Source organism: Anaerolineae bacterium (genome assembly GCA_013178165.1).
Lineage (GTDB): Bacteria > Chloroflexota > Anaerolineae > Aggregatilineales > Ch27 > Ch27.
This window is the reverse complement of record JABLXG010000020.1, coordinates 1-16,913: the sequence shown is the minus strand read 5'-3', so window position 1 is coordinate 16,913 and position 16,913 is coordinate 1. Positions and strand designations below refer to the sequence as shown.

General features: G+C 63.8%; 15 protein-coding genes. 5 read left to right on the top strand and 10 right to left on the bottom strand.

The features are described 5' to 3' along the window. Positions 1-13 precede the first annotated feature (13 nt). The 3 genes from HPY64_11900 (at position 14) to HPY64_11890 (ending at position 2,124) form a co-directional block, all read left to right on the top strand. Positions 14-661, top strand: a complete 648-nt coding sequence (locus tag HPY64_11900) for a LysE family translocator (protein NPV67842.1) — start codon at positions 14-16, stop codon at positions 659-661. 227 nt (positions 662-888) lie between these two features. Next, entirely contained in the window at positions 889-1,101 is a 213-nt protein-coding gene (locus tag HPY64_11895; protein NPV67841.1) for a cold-shock protein, read from the top strand. Positions 1,102-1,239: 138 nt separating this feature from the next. Next, entirely contained in the window at positions 1,240-2,124 is an 885-nt protein-coding gene (locus tag HPY64_11890) for a rubrerythrin family protein (GenBank protein ID NPV67840.1), read from the top strand. 78 nt (positions 2,125-2,202) lie between these two features. Here HPY64_11890 and HPY64_11885 read toward each other — a convergent pair whose 3' ends face one another. Beyond that, positions 2,203-3,669, bottom strand: a complete 1,467-nt coding sequence (locus tag HPY64_11885; GenBank protein NPV67839.1) for a phage portal protein — start codon at positions 3,667-3,669, stop codon at positions 2,203-2,205. 140 nt (positions 3,670-3,809) lie between these two features. On the opposite strand from HPY64_11885, the gene HPY64_11880 reads away from it, so the two are divergent. Then, the gene (locus tag HPY64_11880) at positions 3,810-4,265 is read left to right on the top strand and encodes a DUF3592 domain-containing protein (protein ID NPV67838.1); all 456 of its coding nucleotides are present in this window, start codon (positions 3,810-3,812) and stop codon (positions 4,263-4,265) included. A 27-nt stretch (positions 4,266-4,292) separates the two neighbouring features. Here the strand turns inward: HPY64_11880 and HPY64_11875 are convergent, their stop codons facing one another. From HPY64_11875 to HPY64_11865, 3 genes are all read right to left on the bottom strand, one after another. Continuing rightward, positions 4,293-5,435, bottom strand: a complete 1,143-nt coding sequence (locus HPY64_11875; protein NPV67837.1) for a hypothetical protein — start codon at positions 5,433-5,435, stop codon at positions 4,293-4,295. Then, positions 5,353-5,721 (bottom strand): hypothetical protein, encoded by a 369-nt coding sequence (locus HPY64_11870; protein ID NPV67836.1) that lies wholly within the window; start codon positions 5,719-5,721, stop codon positions 5,353-5,355. The genes HPY64_11875 and HPY64_11870 overlap by 83 nt, the downstream gene beginning before the upstream one ends. A gap of 248 nt (positions 5,722-5,969) precedes the next feature. Further along, complete coding sequence (locus tag HPY64_11865; protein ID NPV67835.1) at positions 5,970-7,058, bottom strand: endonuclease/exonuclease/phosphatase family protein; 1,089 nt, start codon at positions 7,056-7,058, stop codon at positions 5,970-5,972. Between the two features lie 274 nt (positions 7,059-7,332). Between HPY64_11865 and HPY64_11860 the strand changes: the two genes are divergently transcribed. Then, complete coding sequence (locus tag HPY64_11860) at positions 7,333-7,992, top strand: hypothetical protein (GenBank protein NPV67834.1); 660 nt, start codon at positions 7,333-7,335, stop codon at positions 7,990-7,992. 135 nt (positions 7,993-8,127) lie between these two features. On the opposite strand, the gene HPY64_11855 is transcribed toward HPY64_11860, so the two are convergent. The 6 genes from HPY64_11855 to HPY64_11830 all read right to left on the bottom strand — a co-directional run bounded on the left by HPY64_11855 (position 8,128) and on the right by HPY64_11830 (position 16,522). Continuing rightward, positions 8,128-9,984, bottom strand: coding sequence for an ADP-ribosylglycohydrolase family protein (locus tag HPY64_11855; protein NPV67833.1), 1,857 nt, complete (start codon positions 9,982-9,984; stop codon positions 8,128-8,130). Between the two features lie 11 nt (positions 9,985-9,995). Continuing rightward, positions 9,996-10,829, bottom strand: coding sequence for a carbohydrate ABC transporter permease (locus tag HPY64_11850; protein NPV67832.1), 834 nt, complete (start codon positions 10,827-10,829; stop codon positions 9,996-9,998). A gap of 2 nt (positions 10,830-10,831) precedes the next feature. Further along, positions 10,832-11,740 (bottom strand): sugar ABC transporter permease, encoded by a 909-nt coding sequence (locus tag HPY64_11845; protein ID NPV67831.1) that lies wholly within the window; start codon positions 11,738-11,740, stop codon positions 10,832-10,834. Between the two features lie 102 nt (positions 11,741-11,842). After that, positions 11,843-13,183 carry an extracellular solute-binding protein gene (locus HPY64_11840; protein ID NPV67830.1) on the bottom strand — a complete coding sequence of 447 codons (1,341 nt, stop codon included), beginning with the start codon at positions 13,181-13,183 and terminating at the stop codon, positions 11,843-11,845. A 126-nt stretch (positions 13,184-13,309) separates the two neighbouring features. Then, the gene (locus tag HPY64_11835; GenBank protein NPV67829.1) at positions 13,310-15,484 is read right to left on the bottom strand and encodes an ADP-ribosylglycohydrolase family protein; all 2,175 of its coding nucleotides are present in this window, start codon (positions 15,482-15,484) and stop codon (positions 13,310-13,312) included. A 12-nt stretch (positions 15,485-15,496) separates the two neighbouring features. Continuing rightward, positions 15,497-16,522 carry a LacI family DNA-binding transcriptional regulator gene (locus HPY64_11830; protein ID NPV67828.1) on the bottom strand — a complete coding sequence of 342 codons (1,026 nt, stop codon included), beginning with the start codon at positions 16,520-16,522 and terminating at the stop codon, positions 15,497-15,499. Between the last annotated feature and the right edge of the window lie 391 nt (positions 16,523-16,913).

Genomic DNA, 16,913 nt, shown 5'->3' with positions numbered 1-16,913 from the left:
AGGGGAAAATACCATGCCGGATGCCAGCACGCTGCTGCTGTTTGCAACAGCGGCCATTTCGATCAACCTGACGCCCGGCCCGGATATGTTGTATGTGATCGCCCGTAGTGTAGGGCAGGGGCGGCGGGCGGGGATTGTCTCCGCCCTGGGGCTGAGCGTGGGCTACGTGCTCCACACGCTGCTGGCCGCCTCCGGACTGGCGGCGCTGCTGGCCTCTGCGCCGGGGGCCTACGGCGCCGTCCGTATCGCCGGGGCGCTGTACCTGGTCTATCTGGGCATGCGGGCGCTGTGGCCGCGCCGGGAGCGTGAGGCGCCCGATCGCCCGGCGGGGATTGCTGCCGCGCCGGTGGGCGATGACGCTCGCTGGCCGGCGGTCTTCCGCCAGGGGGCGCTAACCAGTACGCTCAACCCCAGCATCGCGGTGTTCTTCCTGGCCTTTTTGCCTGGGTTTGTCACCCCGGCGCGGGGGGCGGTCGCCGGACAGGTGATCGCGCTGGGTCTGCTCTTCAATGCCACTGCGACGACAACCCATACCATCATCGCACTGCTGGCCGGGACGGCCGGCGACTGGCTGCGCCAGCGGGAGGGGGCAGCCCGCTGGCAGCGCCGTTTTTCCGGCGCCCTGTTGATTCTGCTGGGGCTGCGGGTGCTGGTGATGTGAGGGGGGCCGGTGGGCAGCCCGCTTTGGCCCTGTCACAGGTCAAAACAGGCATTGACAAACGCCCCCGGATCGGTATATACTGCCCGGCAGTAGGAAAGCAGGCAGGTGCAGTGTGTAGGTGAGCAGTGCAACGCCCAATTTCCGGGCGTTTTTTGTCTCAACCACGCGGTCGTGCATGCCCAACTACGATCTTCGAATAAGCCATTACAGTTGAAGGAGCTTCTCCAATGGCTGAACGTATTCAGGGTACTGTCAAATGGTTCAACGGGACCAAGGGTTATGGGTTCCTCCAGCAGCCGAACGGGCCGGACGTCTTCGTCCACTACTCGGCCATCGAGGGCACCGGCTTCCGTAACCTCGAGGAAGGCGACCGCGTCGAATTCTCCATCGAACAGGGTCCCAAGGGCCTTCAGGCTCGCCAGGTCGTCAAGCTGCGCTAAGCCTGCTCCGCGACACTGACTACCCGCGCCCGCGTCACCCCGACGCGGGCGTTTTGATTCCGCTGACCTTCCTCCGGCGGCGGTATAATCCTGGACAGGGATGTACCGCTTGCAGCAGAGGACAGGGAGGGAAGCCCGATGACCCAGGCAGCCAGAGACGCCGATCTTCAGCAGGCTATGCGTTACCTGCAAAAAGAGGAGATCACCGGCCATCACATCTACCTGAAGCTGGCCGAAACGATCAAAAACCCGGATAACGCGGCAGTGCTGCGCCGGATCGCCGGGGAGGAGCGCAAGCATCACGACTTCTGGAAGGCTCATACCGGTCATGAAGCGCAACCTGATTCCTGGAAGGTGCGCCTGCATTACTGGTTGGCGCGGCTGTTTGGCCTGACCTTCGGCGTCAAGCTGATGGAGCGCAGCGAAGAAGCCGCCCAGAGCGCTTACAGCCGCCTGCTGGATGCTATCCCCGGCATGGAGGAGGTTCTGCGGGAAGAAGAAGAGCACGAGAATGCGCTGCTGGCCATGCTGGATGAAGACTGGCTCAAATATGCTGGATCGGTCGTGCTGGGGCTGAACGATGCGCTGGTGGAGTTGACGGGGGCGCTGGCTGGGTTGACCTTCGCCCTGCAAAATACCGGTCTGGTTGCCCTCTCCGGGCTGATCACCGGTATCTCCGCCTCGCTCTCGATGGCCGCCTCGGAGTACCTTTCCACGCGCTCGGAGCCATCAGGGCAGCAGGAGCCGGGCCGCGCCGCTCTGTATACGGGCATTGCTTACGTCTTCACTGTCATTGCCCTGATCCTGCCCTACCTGATCTTCACCAATATCTTTGTCAGCCTGATCGTCACACTGATCATCGCCATCGGGATCATTGCCGTGTTCAACTTCTACCTTTCCGTGGCGCGGGATGAATCGTTCCGGCGGCGCTTCCTGGAGATGGCCGGGCTGAGCCTGGGTGTGGCCCTGCTGTCCTTCCTGATCGGGGTGATTGTGCGTAATGTGCTGGGCATTGAGGTCTGAGGGGGCACTGGCCGGGGATACAGAAGAGAGCAACCACACGGGTTGCTCTCGATGCTTTTCCAGTTCCGACGGGCCTTGCTAATCCGTTGGCGGGCTGGCTTCCTGCCCTGCCGCCGCCCGGAATACCGCCCGGATGTCCTCCGGCGTTTCCGCCAGTAGCAGGCGGGCGCTGATCTCCGCCGCCAGCGCCTCCGGCACGGCCTCCACGACAAACGGGCGCTCGGCGGACTGGCCCAGCCGCCGGATGGCCCAGCGCTCCCACTGCTTCAACTCCCGCTGTACGGCGGCGTCTTTGACCGGTGGCGCGATGGCCGGGCTGCCTGGATCGCGCGCTTCGTTATCCGCCACGGAAACGGCCAGCTGGCCGTCCGCTGGCCGACGCGATCCCGCCCCGCTGACCGGCGTTTCTCCCCAGGTGACGGGCGGCAGGTCGTAGTAGCGGGCGCGAATCTCGTTGATGCTCAGCACCGGGTAGGCGGTGCGGACCTCGGCCAGGCGTGTGCCGATATCGGTCGGGCGAATGTCGTCGAAGGCCGCCTCCAGGTCTGCACCCCAGAAAGGCAGTAACTCGGCGGTGATCTTGCCTGCCAGCCGCACCAGCTTGGGCCACAGTGTGCGCTCCACAAACACGCGCTCAGCGATGGTCGCGTTGGCTTCGGTAGCGTTCTCGCTCCACATGCCCGGCGGGATGCCGTAGATGTGAAAGATCGTCTCCCGGTTAAAGCGCCGCCCGTTGAGGAAGTCCATGTCCTGCTGGCTGAGGCCAATGGCCTGCCACTGTACTGAGCCGCCGCGCAGGAAAGCCGTGCGCCGTTCCGCGCCGCCGTAGGATTCGCGCCATTCGCGCTTGAGCCGCTCAAAGTCGGCGTCGCTGACATATTCCGTGATGTTGACGATCCCGGCGGGCACGGCGCGATCCGCGCCGAATGTATCGCGGTTCCAACGGGTCATCGCATCGTCGGTCTGGACGGCCAGCCGCGCCGCCTGGAGGGCGCTCAACCCGTAGTAGTCGCTGCGCGGGTGCCAGCGCCGGAAATGGATGACTTCCACCGCTTCCAGCGGGATGTGCTCCCCATCGAGAGTGTAGATATAGCCGCGCACGTGATCGCGCTCATCCGGCACAACGGCCACGCGGTCGGGGCGCAGCAGCCAGATTTGGGCCGGGCGGCCCTGCGCATCCCCGGCCAGGAACCAGTAGGCATTACCGGTCAGTTCCAGGGCGCCAACCGTCTGCTCGATCAACTCAAAACCGCTCAGGAACGGGTTGGGCGCGGCCAGCAGTGCTTCCGCCGGGTGCGCTTCCAGTGGGATGCGGCGTTCCCCCGCCCGCCGGTAGACGCGCAGCGGCACCAGCGCCGCCGCCTCCGCGATGCGGTTGACGGCCACATAGACCCAGGCGTTATCCTCATAGACGGCCGCCTGACGTTCGTAAGTCGTCAGGGCAGGCCAGCCGAAAGTATTGTGCCGGGCGACAGCAGCCAGATGCGGCGGGCGCTTTTCCAGTCGCCGCCGGCGGCCCGGCAGCCAGTCCAACCATGCGGGCATGATCGTTCCTCCTCACCCTGCGCAAAAGATTCACACAATTTTCAGGTTCTTCCGGCGCAGTCTGTGTTACTGTACTGGGCAGGTTTACATCTAATTACTGATTACGGAATGACGGTATAACCTCGGACTCAGGAGTCACTATGCTCTCTTTACTGGAACTTACGGTTCGTCTACCTGCCCTGCTATGGGATAGGGCGTCGGCTGTTGCCCGGCCCTCCCGTGCGACCGGCGTCATCGTGGCTGCCAGCGTGTGCCCGACCCGCCCCGACGCCGGGGATCACGCCTTCAGCCAGCTCTACCAGCCGGTGGTCAAATTTCGCTACGTGGTCAACCATGAGGGCTACGTCAGCACACGTCTGTATGACAACCCTCTGAGCAACAGCATTGCCACCTTCGATCGCCGCCGCGCTGAGGCAGTTGTACGCCGCTTCCAACCTGGTAGCATGGTGACCGTCCATTATGACCCGCGTCACCCGGAGCGCGCCTACCTGCTGCGCGGTTTGAGCCGGGAAGCGATCGTTGCTCTGGCCAGTGCTGGTTTGCTGACTGTCCTCACTATCGTTGCCATTTACATGGGCCTCAGCCCGGCGTTCTAAAATCACCGCCGCGCCCTCCTTGTTTCCTCAGGCGAACGAGAGCGGTCCGCCCGCGTGGCGGACGCCCATCCAGCCCAGCGCCACCGCGATCACGGTGTCGTCGTGCATGCCCGGCGGCGCGCCGTAGCGATACGTACCGGAAGGCAGCCGCTCCATCGTGTAGGCGTTCAGTTCCCCGCGCAATAGCGGGTCGTTCAGCAGGGTGACGTCGCCGCGTTCCATGGCCAGGGCCAGCGCTTCGATCAGCGGCGCTTTGCTCTGGGCCGTCGTCTGGAACGGGCGGACGGGCAGGCCGTACGCCTGCAGCGCCTCGATGTTGACGCTGCCGATGCTGTTGGCTTCCGCCCAGATCGCACCCGGCCCCCAGCGATCGCATAGGGCGCGCAGACGGTCGCGTTGTTGCGCCCATGAAATCTGGCGGAAGCGCTCCAGGGCTACCAGCCGCCGCGCCGCGACATCGAACACGGCAAAGGCGGTGTAGTCGTCGACACGCCCCCAGTCGATGCCGCAGACGTAGCGACCGCCTGGCTCTGGCTCCCCTGGCTGGCCAGTGCAGACGGCGTCGAGGTTGCGGAAGACCTGCCCGGCATCCTCCACGAACTCAGCCTCGTATTCCTGCCGGAACCAGCGATCAGGCAGTTCCAGCCGGGCGGCGTCGATCTCCTCCGGCGCGATCAGGGGGTTGTCGCGGGTGGGGTGGTGGAAGCTTGCCCAGTCCGGCTGGAGCGGGTCCAGGCCCAGCAGATAGAGGCGGTAGAACCAGTTGAGGCCGTTGGGCGTGGAGAGGAACAAGGCGCGCCCCCGCCGGTCGGAGAGCGCCGGGCGGATGGCCCCCGTCCAGACTTCCTCCGGCATGAAGGCCGCTTCATCCAGCACGGCCAGGTCCAGCCCCGTGCCACGCAGGGCGTCAGGCTCGTGCCCACTGCGGACCTGGATCGCACCGCCGCCGGGCAGGATCACCAGCCGCATCTGCTCGTTCTTTTCCACCCATACCCCCTCCAGCGCCGCCTTGAGGCTTCGCCAGACGGCATCGGCCAGGCCGTAGGTCGGGGCGATCCACCAGCCCAGCCCGCCGCGCCGGGCGGCGTCAAGCAGGGCCACCTTGCCCAGTTCCGTCTTGCCCCAGCGGCGGCCACAGGCCACCACCCGGAAGCGGGCCGGATGAGCCATCACCCGCGCCTGCCCAGGGTGGAGCCGCATGGACCGCACCGTCATAGGCGAATTCCCAGCGGATAACCTGTTCGTGCGTGGCGTCATCCGGCGCTTCCAGCATCCTGATCAGCTCGATCGTGGTCTTGAGCGCCGCCGCTACCTGGTGTAACGGCGCATCGGCGATCTTGTCCGGCACGGCTTCGGCCAGGGCCAGCGCGCCCCGGCGCAACGCCTGGGCCAGTTCAACATCGGAGGGAGGGGCCTTCTTACGGGAGCGTTGAGTCGTCTTTGCCATGACCGTCACTGTTGCGCACCTCCTGTGCGGGCTGGCCGCCCGGCGCCTACCGCTCGCCATCCGGCTGCTGGCGGGAGCACCAGGATACGCTCCAGATGGGTTGTCTCCCGCGCGGTAGGGGCCGGGCAGCGCGTCCGTGAACCATTCGCACTGTAGCACGGATGTTCTATTTCTGAAGCGAAAAAGATCGCCGGGTGGTAGCCGCTTTTTACGCGCTCCACCCGGCTCCAACTCACCCCTGAATGTTCACGGTAGCGCTACGCGTTGCCGCTCAGCTTGCGCTGCAGGTAGTCATCGGAGTAATCAATGCGCAGCTCCACCCACAGCGGGAAGTGGTCGGACATCTGATGGGTGCGCCAGTAGGTGCGGTAGTAGGCCGATTTGTCCTTGCGCGGCTTGCCGGCTTCGGTGGTGTTGTAGGCCTCACTCATGTACGGGGCGTAAAGCGCCTCGTCGTCGTTGCGGAAGACCGTCTCGTAGTAGTTGAAGACGCCCGACTTGCCGATCTCACCGAAGCGTTGGTCCCGCACCCGGAACATGATCTGGTCGTAGAATTTGTTCTGGGCAGCATTGGTTGGCAGCCGGGTGGGGCCGTCGATCCCGATCGGGATGGAGAAACCGGCGTCCAGCAGGGCGCGCATGGTCAGATCATCATGGCTGAAGATATTGAAGTCGCCCAGCAGGATCAGGTTTTGCGACCAGGCCGTCTCATCCAGTGTGCGGCGGCGCAGGAACTGCGCGATGTGCTCGATCTCGGCCACGCGCTCAGGATCGTTGGCGATACCCTTGCCGTACAGGATGTGGACGGTACATAGCATAAAGCGTGTCCAACCTGCCTCAAAGCCGCAAATGAACGGCGTGCGGGCGATCTGTGTCACCGGCAGGTAGACTGTCTTGCCCTGTTCGTCCTTGGTCCTTAGCGGAGGCAGGACCAGTTCGCTGGCCAGCCCGCCGAAGTGCACCTTGCGCGAATCATAGAGAAAAGCCATCCGTTCATCGTTGCCCGGCTCGCCTTCGGTCACATCAGTGATCAGATATTGCCAGTGATCGCCCAATAGCTCCTGAACACGGTGCAACGCCTTGAGGTCCTTGCGCACCTCCTGGACAGCCACCAGGTCAAAGCGGTCGATGATCTCGGCGATGTAGTAGAACGCTTCCGGCAGGCGCTCGCCGTAGGCAGGCGAATCGAACTCGCGGATGTTCCAGGTGGCCACGAGCAGGTTACGGGAAAGCGTGCGCGTCACCGGCACATCGCGGTCAAGCTGGCGGCGCAGGGCCAGCAACCGCTCGGCGATGCGTCGGTCTTCAGGCTTGTTGATCGGGTCAAGGTCGCGATACTTGGGCATGCCGGGACTCCCTTAATCCAGCTGCTGGCGGTGGGTAGGGGGGATTTTCCCCGTCTTCATTATAGGCTTCGATGGCCCCGGCGAAACTGCAGCCCGCAGGCGCCGTTGCGTCATCTCAATTTCCACCGGATATTGTATAATATCAGTAAGAGCATTTCACAGCCCTGGGTGAAGGCTCTGGCCGGTTCGGGGCGCAGCCGGGTCTTTGCGGCTGGCGGGTCACCGGCGATCCGGGGCGACTCTTCACTTGTTGAGAAATGGGGGAAACCACATCATGCGTAAGTTGTCAAAAATTGTTGCCCTCGCGGTTGTACTGGTGTTGATCGGGTTGCTCCTGCCGCCGCTGCCAGCCTATGCCGATGGCGGCACTCCCTGTCCGGGATCGCTGCCGACACGGCTGGCGGTCGGTGATACGGGGGAAGTCGCCCGTAGCTTCAGCAGCCTGCGCAACAGCCCCGGTGGGCTGGTGATCCGTGTCATGTACACCGGCGCGCGCTTCACCGTGCTGGAGGGGCCGACCTGCGCGGGCGGGCTGACCTTCTACAAGATCGATTACGGCGGTGGGCTGGTTGGCTGGGCCTCGGAGAGCGCGGTCGCCAGCCCGTGGGGGGCGCAGTACTGGCTGGCTCCCGTTGAGGACGGCGGTGGCACACCGACAGCCTGCGCCGGTTCGCTGGCTCCCCGTCTGGCGGTCGGCGATACAGGCCGGGTGGCACGCTCCTTCAGCAGCCTGCGCAGCAGCCCCGGTGGTCCGGTGATCAGTGTGCGTGGCTATCACGAGGAATTCACCGTGCTGGAAGGGCCGGTTTGTGCTGCTGCCGGGCCGCTCATCTGGTACCGGATTGACTATGGTGGTGGGGCGGTCGGCTGGGCGTCGGAGAGCCAGGTCATCAGCCCATGGGGATCGCAGTACTGGCTGGAGCCAGCGCCGTAGCAGCGTTGCGCCGTACCCCTCCGTGCCTGTGACCCGCGCCGGAGGGGCTGCGCCGCCCGGCGATTCCCGGTTACGCCGCGGGGCGACCCTTCTTCAGGGTCGCCCCGCCGGTGGATCCCGCCACAACGGGCCGGATCACTCCGCCAGCACATCCAGTTCTACCACCTTCACGTCATCCAGCGGCCCCACCTCAACCGTCCCGGTCAGGCGGACGCCGGTCAGTTCGATCGGCGCTGGCAGCGCGAAATCAAAGAGCTGGTAAGGCACCTGTGGATCGGGCGCGCCGATCAGCGTTGTGCCCTCCGGCGCGGCAACCCACTCGCCGTCAACCAGGCATTCCAGCTGGAAGGCGGTGAACACGCCGGGATCGCCTTCGATGAAGCGGATGACGCTCGCTTCAACCGGGCGATCATAGACTACCGATAGCGTGATCGCCCCGTCGCGGGCTTTGCCCCGGTACACCCGCGCTGGCGGGCGCGGCTCAACCCCGCTAAAGTCGTGCTCCACCCCGTCCGCGATCGCCCGGCTGGTGGCCTGGGAAGGTTCGCCTTCTACGCGGGCTTCCACGGTTCCTCCGTGCTGGCGGACGCGGTTGTTGGCGCTGCGTTGCCAGAGCTGCTCCAGCGGGTTATGGCTCAGCGGCGGGCCGTCTGGCGCGGGCGGCAGAGTCCACACCTCGCCTGCTACGCTTCCCCCCGCTTCAAGGATAGTCTGCTCGATGATCGGGAGCATCCGTTCCGCCATCAGGGTGAACGTGTCTTCGGCCTGCCGGTCATCCGGCAGGTAGTCCGGCAGATTCTCCCGCGTGCGGCTGATCTGATACCGGTCAGCAATCGCCACACCGGGGAACTGTTCAAGCAGCGCGTCATAGCCCAGCAACAGGCCCAGCAGCCCGCCCATGGTGGCCGTGCCGTTGTCCGAATCCCAGCCGGCGAGCGTTCCGATCTGAATAGTGCGCCTGAAGTCGCCCTCGCCATAGAGCAGGGCCATCACCCCCGTCGCCAGATTCACGGAAGATTCCGTCCAGCCCCGGTAGACATAACCGTTTTCATCAGCATTTAGCTGGAAGTGTTCGCAAATCCGGTCGCGGGTGCGTTCCCAGTTGTCCCGGTCAGGGTTGTCCAGATAGTCGGCCAGCACAAAGTCGATCACCTCAGCGGCTTTTGACGTATCTGGGAGGTATTCCCGCGCTGCCCTGACCAGCCAGATGATCTGCTCGCGCGGCGGGAGGGAGCGGTCGACCTGCGCGGCCAGCGCATAGAGCGCCACATGGAACTGCGCGGCATGGGCGGCGTACCCGCTTGCTGTAGTCAGGATCGGCAGGTTAGCCAGCCGGAGCGCCTGATCGGGCATGCCCGGGGCCAGCGCCCCAAAGATTTCCGTGGTCAGTTGCGCGTCAATCTGCAGGCTCTCCGGGTTGACCGACCGCATCCCTGTCACGGGTGGCAGCACGCCCCGCTCCATCAGATCGCGGGCCTGCCGGTTAGAAACCCAGATCCAGTCGTTGATGTGCTGCTGCCATCCTTCGACGATCTGCGCCGGTGTGAGCAGGTTCGTGCCATGCCGGGCGAGCAGGTGCAGGTAGACGTATTCAATATCGGTGTCGTCATCCGCCAGCCAGGGGTCCTGAAACACGAAGTCAATCACGTCGTTGGGCTTCCAGTCGATCCCCTGGTCAAGACCCCAGTCGGCGTCGGTGTAAAACGGCGGCCCGGTCTTGACGGCTTCGGTGGTCAGGCCGGTCCAGTTGGCGATGGTTTCGCCCAGCCACATCGCCCGCAAGTGGTCGGCGTAGTCCGCCCGGTTGATCTGCCGGGATTCTGCCTGGGCAGCGACCGGCTGAGCCGCCCCGGTCAGGGCCAGCCCGCCGTCGCACAGAGACATCCAGCCGATCGCGCGGGTGAACAGGCTGAACACGATCAGCACGCCGATACAGGTAACCGCCACCACACCCCACCGCCTCAATAACCAGGCGTGTCGGGAAGTCGTCATCATGAACTCCTTCATGCCTTCAGGCCGCCCTGGGTCAGACCCTCGATGAAATTGCGCTGCAGCAGCAGGAACAGGATCAACACCGGCACGATCATGATCACCGATCCGGCGTTGGTCAGCCCCCAGTCGCGGCCATAACGCTGCTGGAAGGCGTACAGGCTGGTCGAGATCGGCTTCAGGTCGGTGCCAGGCAGGAAGGTGACAGCGAACAGAAATTCGTTCCAGGTGAACAGCCCGACCACCAGCGCCGCCGTCAAAAAGCCAGGCCAGGATAGTGGCAGGATGATCTCCCGCAGCACCTGGATGTTGGAAGCGCCATCAATACGCGCCGCGTCAATGAAGTCCTGGGGCAGGGCCACCATGTACGACCGCAACAGGTACGTGGCAAAGGGTGATTGCAGGGCGATATAGATGATGATCAGGCCGGCGTGCGAGTTGATCAGCCCCAGTTGCTTCCAGATGTAAAACAGCGGGATGATGAACAACTGCGCGGGTACCCCGGTACCGATCAGGAAATAGAAGGAAATGACATTGCCGCCCCTGAGGTCCAGCCGGGCCAGCGCGTAAGCCGCCATCCCCGCCAGCACGATCACCCCGGCCACGGTAAAGCCGGTCAGGATCGCGCTGTTCTTGATCGTGTTGGCATAGTTACCTTCCCGCCAGGCTGTCGTAAAGTTGTCCCACAGCGGTTCCTGGGGCAGCGTGAACGGGCTGAGGTTGATCTCGGCGGTGCTCTTGAGCGAATTGAGGAACAGCAACAGGATCGGGACAAGGGCGAAGATCGCCAGCAGCGTCAAAATGACATAGTTAGGTAGTGTGGAGACTGTTCTTCTGGTCCGGAACATGGCTAGATCTCCCATCCCAGTTTGCGCAGCAGCACAAAGCCGCCGGTGGCGATGGCCACCCACAGCGTCATGAATACGCCTACCGCCGCCGCGTAGCCAGACTTGAAGCGCTCAAAGGCGCTGGTGTACAGGTAAGTCCCCATCACTTCGGAGGCGTTGGCTGGTCCGCCGCCGGTGATGATGTACACGTAGTCAAAGACCAGCCCGGACCAGATCGTGATCATCAGGATGGTGAAGACCAGCGTCGGGCGGATACTGGGCAGAGTCACAAAGCGGAACTGCTGCAGACGGTTAGCCCCGTCCAGGCGGGCCACTTCGTACAGCTCCACGTCCACGGCAGACATGGCGGCCAGGTACAGCACCAGCAGGAACCCCCAGAAGTGCCACATGTCGACAAAGGCGACGCCGAACAGGGCCAGATCGCGGGAGCCGAAGATCGCCACATCCAGGAAGGTTATCCCGCAGCACTTGGCCAGCGCCGGGCCGATGCCGATGCGCGGATTGAGCAGGAAGCGCCACAGCTGCGCATTGACCACCGCCGCGATCACATACGGGATGAAGTAGGCCACCCGGAAGAACATCTGCCCGCGTTTGACGCCGGAAAGCAGATACGCTCCCAGCAAGCCCAGCGCTACCGGTATGGTGAGAAAGAATACCGTCCACATCAGGTTGTGGATCAAAGCCTTGAAGAAGACCTGATCCTGGAGCAACTGCCTAAAGTTAGCCAGACCCACAAAATTCATGCTGCCCACGCCCGACCAGTCCGTGAAGGCCATCCCCAGACCGGCAATCGAAGGGATGACCACGACGATCAGGTTGAGCAACAGTACCGGCACGACGAATAGCCAGCCGCTGATCTGCTGCCGTCGCCGGGCCTGGCGGGCTTCACGATGAAGCGATGTGGCTGCCATACTGCCTTCTCCAGACCTGTGTTCAAGTAATCGGTGAAATACTCGCCGGGAACAGGAGAGGGGGCGGTGACGTCACCGCCCCCGTGGCGATTATCGCCCTGCTTATTCGCTGACACCCGGCGCCGGGACGTTCAGCACGGCGCCTGACGCCCGCGCTTCATCCCAGGCCGCCTGATGGTTGGCCAGATAGTCTTCGACGCTCAGTTCGCCGTACCAGACCAGCTCGATTTCCTCCCACAGCTGGACATTCGGACCAGCCGGCCAGAACGTCCAGGTGGTGTAACCGATCCGGCCTTCGCCGGTGACCTTGGCAAAGTCAGAGAAGAAGCGAACAAAGCGCTCGTCCACCCCCTCCGGGAAGTCCTCAGGGGTGATGCGCACCGGCACCATCCACTCGCCGAAGCTCTGGGTGGCCGACATGTCCAGGACGCGGTCCGGATCGCTCAGCAGGAAGTCGATCACTTCCGCCGCCACCTCAGGATGCTTCGAAGCAGCGTTGATCGACAGCGTGGAGCCGGTCGCCAGTTCGTAGTTGTACTCGCCAGCGCGCTCATTGAAGACGGGCAGCGGCGCCCAGTCCCATTCCGTTCCGGCCTCTTCAAAAGCGCCCACGCCCCAGAAGCCCCAGGTGCCGATCATCATCATGGCCGCTTCGCCGGTGGAGAGTGTTGGCCAGTAATCATCCCAGCCGATGGCGAAGTAGTTTTCCAGGCCGCCGCTGAACCAGCCCTTGTCGGCGATGTGGGTCCGCAGCAGTTCCATCGCCTCCACGAACTCCGGATCCGTCCACGGCTTCTCGCCGATCAGGGCCTTGTAGACATTCTCCGGCCCGGCCACATTGTTGAGGTAGATGCCCACGAGGTGCTCATTGGTGGGCTGCCAGCCAACATTGCCGTAGATCAGGGGATAGATGCCCTCGGCAACGGCAGCCTCGGCCAGCGCTTCGAACTCCTCGAGGTTGGTGGGCGGGGTCCACCCCTTCTCCTCAAACAGAGTCTTGTTGTACATCAAGATCATGCTCTCGTAGGTCAGTGGAACACTGTATAGTGTCCCACCGATGAACCCGGACTCGAAGGCCCAGGGGAGCAGACGATCTTGCCAGCCCCACTGCGCGGCATAGTCATCCAGCGGCTGCACCAGGCCGGCTTCCACGAATTCGGCGATGAAGGAGGCGCCGGGCGACTGAATGATGTCCGGTGCTTCGCCAGCGGTGATGGCCGTACGCAGGACGTTGTTGAGGTCCTCATGCTCGGTGATTTCCAGCCGATAACCGGGGTGTGCCTCATTCCAGGGGTCGATGAACAGTTCCTGAATGTTGGTGGGCACGGAGTTCGGCTCGGTCCACCAGGTGATGGCGATTTCGTCACCCTGGGCGCTGACAATCGGCGTGACCATCAGGAACAGGGCAATGATGAGCAGAATAGACAGAGCGCGTGCTTTCACGGCAATCTCCCTCCTCACTTGAGTAATCAGCACTTGTCGTGACAATCAGTTTTCATTGCATCGGATAACTCTGACCTGGCGGGCACCTCCTTCCTCAACTATCGCCCCGCATTGATGATGGCGTGATCAGGTTACCGGGCGGACGAACACATCGCCGCACTCCAGCGTACCTTCTTCCAGGACGATGGCCACTGCGCCGCCTTCCAGCGGCCGCTCCGTATCCTGTACGTCAAACAGCAGCGTGCCATCAACCCACCCTCTGATGCGCTGGCCTTCCACCGCCAGCCGGAGGTCATGGCTCTCATCAAATGCCCAGGCAAACTCCTTCTCGGCCAGGATACGCTCGCCATCCAGCGCCTTGACCAGGCAGGCGCGGTTGCCGGGGCGCAACAGCAGAGCGTAATAGCGCCGCATCCCCTGCACCCGCGCCGCAATCCCCGCCGAAGCGCACAGGTGCGGCGTCAGGCGGGTCGAAACCTGGTAGTCCGTCCATTCCCGCGTGCCCTGGATCAGCAACCCGGTGCCTTCGTTGTGCATCAGTCGCAGGCCAAGCGGCCACCACGGCCACCAGTCATCGACGCCGTTTGTCCAGGCCAGCGACCACATCTTGCCGAATTTGGCCGGCTTGCCCAGCCGGACGTTGGGGGCGCCGCCCCAGGTCAGGTAATCCAGGTACACGCTGCCAGCGGGGACATAGCCCTCTACCGGCGCGATCTCCAGCCCGATCTCGGCGATCGGGCGGCCTTCTGTCTCCGGTACGGTCCAGGTGAAGTCCTGCCGCGCCCCCGGCGCCAGCGTCACCGCCGGACCGTAGATCGGCACCAGGGCGTCAACGGCCTGCTCCATCGCCTTGAGCGCCTCCGGTCCAACTGAGAAGTGCGCTGTGCCAGCCGCCTCGTAGACGCGGATGTACAGCCGCGCCTGAACTGGCTCGGCGTTGGTCGGGTCGGCCTGGACGGCAGCGGTCACCGTCTGCCCCGGATACAGCGAGGGCGAGGCCAGCAGGGCGTAATGCCCCAGGTCGCCGGTATCCGCCGGGATGAAGGTGTGCGTCCTGACCCGCGATACCCGCCCCGGCGCCAGCCGCTGGTAGCGAATCGCCAGGCTGCGCTCGCCGAGGGCGCTGTGCCCGGCGACGTTTTCGATGCTCGTGGTGCCATTGACTTCCACGCTGGGTTCCGGCTGGAAGCCCTGCACCGCGCCGGGAAGCTCAAAGTGGTAGCGTGCGCCGCCTTTGGGCGCCAGCGGCGGTTGCCCCTGCAGCGCCCGCCCGATGTTGATGATGTCGTAACTGACGCGCACCGCATCGGTGATCGCCCGCCCGCCATCGGCGGTGGGGATGTATAGCCGATCGGCCACCGGCGAACGCCAGTCCGGCCCGGCGTCAATCCCGGCCAGCCCGTTCTTGATGCCCATCAGGCAGCCGACATTGCCGGAGTTGCAATCCGTGTCCCAGCCGGAAGTGTTGACGATCATCAGCGTTTTCTGGAAGTCGTCGTCACCATAGAGCAGGCTGAGCACAATCAGGCCGTGGTTGGGCACCATGTGGCAGACGCCCTGGTAATGCTGGTAGCCGTAGTGTTCTTCCAGCCATTCCCGTGCCCGCATCCAGTCCGTCTCTTTGCCACGCAGTTCGCGCAGGTCGGCGATCACGCGGTAGATCGTCGAATCGGCGGGGATCAACCCGGTGGCCGTATCCAGCAATCGGTTCAGGTCGGATTCCACAAACGCCTGGGCTTCCATGGCGGCGATCACCTGTGCCCCGTAGACCGCCTCACCGTCGTGGCTGACGCTGGCCGCCCGCCGGGCCAGGTCAGCGGCCAGTTCGGGGTCGCCAGGTGCAACCATCGCCCAGCCGTCGATGAATATCTGCGCCCCGATTTGCTCCGCTACGGTGTGGCCGTTGGTGGCGATCGAGCCACTGGCCGGGGCCTTGAGGCCGCTCTTGAGCCGCTGGTAGGCGGTATGCTCGGTTGAGTTGCCGACGCCGCCCCACCAGAGGATGGTGCGCTTTTCGATCAGGTAGTTCAGCCACGTTTGCCCGATCTGCGCCGGGGTCAGGGACAGGCTGTTGCCGTAATCCGGCAGCGCCCGCAGGAACGTGAACGTCCCGGAGATGTCATCGTCGGTGACGATCAGCGGCAGTCCGCGCTTTTCGTGGACGTAGTAGGTGATCAGCCCCAGTTCGGCCATAATCCGCTGGTAGGACCAGCCTTCGAAGGGCCGACCAAGGTACACCCCGATCAGCTTGCCCAGCACCCCCGCATAAACCCGCTCCGCGTAATCGTGAGGTAGCGACATGCCCTTGCCTTTCTAGGTGCTCTCCCGGATCACCAGGCGAAACTCAAAAGGAACGGCGCGCTCTGGCAGCCTGGTCGTGCTGGCCAGGCGCTCCACCAGCAACTGGGCCAGCATCCGGCCCTCCTGCTGCATGTTCTGGTCGATGGTCGTCAGCGCCGGAATCATGGTTGCAGCTTCAGGAATGTTGTCATAACCGCAAACAGCCACATCTTCCGGTACGCGCAGCCCCCGGCGTTTGAGGGCGTAGATCGCAGCGATGGCCATCACATCGTTGGCGGCGAAGATCGCTGTTGGCGCGGGGTGGTCGGGCGCGAAGAGTCGCTCGATCAACCCTGGCACGCAATCCGCCCGGAAGTTGCCGATGCCCACCAGCCGCTGGTCATAGGGGATGCCGGCCTCCTCCAGCGCCCGGCGATAGCCCTTGAAGCGCCCCCGCCCGGCAATGGTGTTCAGGGTGCCACTCAGATGAGCGATGCGGCGGTGGCCTTTGGCGATCAGGTGGTTGATCATGCCGCTTAAGGCAGCCGTATCATCAACCTTGAGCACATCGATGCCGGGGATCAGCGATGGCGCTCCGGACATCACCGCAACCGCAATATTCGCCCGCGTGATGCGCTCCAGGTCTTCATCCTGCAAAAAGAACGGCACCATGATCACGCCGTCGACCTGTCGCCGCAGGATGGCTTCAATAAAAGCCTTTTCCCGCTGGGGGTGGTCGTCGGCGTCATACACCAGCAGATCGTAGCCCTCTGCTGAGGCGACCTGCTGCACACCGCGGATCAACTGGGGGTAGAATGAATTGGCAATGTCTGGCACGAGCACGGCCAGCAGGTTGGTCTTGCGGGTGCGCAGGCTACGCGCACTGGCATTGGGGGTGTACCCCAGCGCCCGGACGGCCTCCCAGACGCGCTGGCGGGTGGTGTCGCTGATACGAATATTGCCGCCGGAGCGCCCGTTCACCACCTGCGAAGCCGTGGTGACCGAAACTCCCGCCTGGCGAGCCACATCCCTAAGCGTAGATCGGCGCTTGTGGGTCACCCGTCACCCTTTGCCCGGTCTGGATCGGCAAAACGCCCACACAACACACTGTTTCGTTTCTGCTGTAACGTTTTACCATATCAAAGGTAGTATAGATTGCCCGGCCTGTCAAGCAGGGTTTCTTGAGGATATCTTCAGGGAGGCCGGGAGGTGGAGAGGCCGGGAGACCGGGAGGCCGCCGGGCGCTGCCTCCCGGCAGCGTTCAGACTCTGGCGGCAGCAGGCGGCGCTCGGCAGACAGAACGGCCCGATCGCGTGCCTGCGCCAGGGCGATTGCATCAAATTTGTTCCAGTAACCGTTCAAGGAAGGTGATATCAAGGCCGGCCTTGAAGCGTTTGGTGCGGATACTTCCCTTGGAAGAGTCCTTTTTGATAATGTTGAGCGCCAGTTG

What these genes read in the sequence shown, in the direction of transcription:
- HPY64_11900 (NPV67842.1), top strand. Translation starts at nt 14, where the DNA reads ATGCCGGATGCCAGCACGCTGCTGCTGTTTGCAACAGCGGCCATTTCG.
- HPY64_11895 (NPV67841.1), top strand. Translation starts at nt 889, where the DNA reads ATGGCTGAACGTATTCAGGGTACTGTCAAATGGTTCAACGGGACCAAG.
- HPY64_11890 (NPV67840.1), top strand. Translation starts at nt 1,240, where the DNA reads ATGACCCAGGCAGCCAGAGACGCCGATCTTCAGCAGGCTATGCGTTAC.
- HPY64_11885 (NPV67839.1), bottom strand. Translation starts at nt 3,669, where the DNA reads ATGCCCGCATGGTTGGACTGGCTGCCGGGCCGCCGGCGGCGACTGGAA.
- HPY64_11880 (NPV67838.1), top strand. Translation starts at nt 3,810, where the DNA reads ATGCTCTCTTTACTGGAACTTACGGTTCGTCTACCTGCCCTGCTATGG.
- HPY64_11875 (NPV67837.1), bottom strand. Translation starts at nt 5,435, where the DNA reads ATGGCTCATCCGGCCCGCTTCCGGGTGGTGGCCTGTGGCCGCCGCTGG.
- HPY64_11865 (NPV67835.1), bottom strand. Translation starts at nt 7,058, where the DNA reads ATGCCCAAGTATCGCGACCTTGACCCGATCAACAAGCCTGAAGACCGA.
- HPY64_11860 (NPV67834.1), top strand. Translation starts at nt 7,333, where the DNA reads ATGCGTAAGTTGTCAAAAATTGTTGCCCTCGCGGTTGTACTGGTGTTG.
- HPY64_11855 (NPV67833.1), bottom strand. Translation starts at nt 9,984, where the DNA reads ATGACGACTTCCCGACACGCCTGGTTATTGAGGCGGTGGGGTGTGGTG.
- HPY64_11850 (NPV67832.1), bottom strand. Translation starts at nt 10,829, where the DNA reads ATGTTCCGGACCAGAAGAACAGTCTCCACACTACCTAACTATGTCATT.
- HPY64_11845 (NPV67831.1), bottom strand. Translation starts at nt 11,740, where the DNA reads ATGGCAGCCACATCGCTTCATCGTGAAGCCCGCCAGGCCCGGCGACGG.
- HPY64_11835 (NPV67829.1), bottom strand. Translation starts at nt 15,484, where the DNA reads ATGTCGCTACCTCACGATTACGCGGAGCGGGTTTATGCGGGGGTGCTG.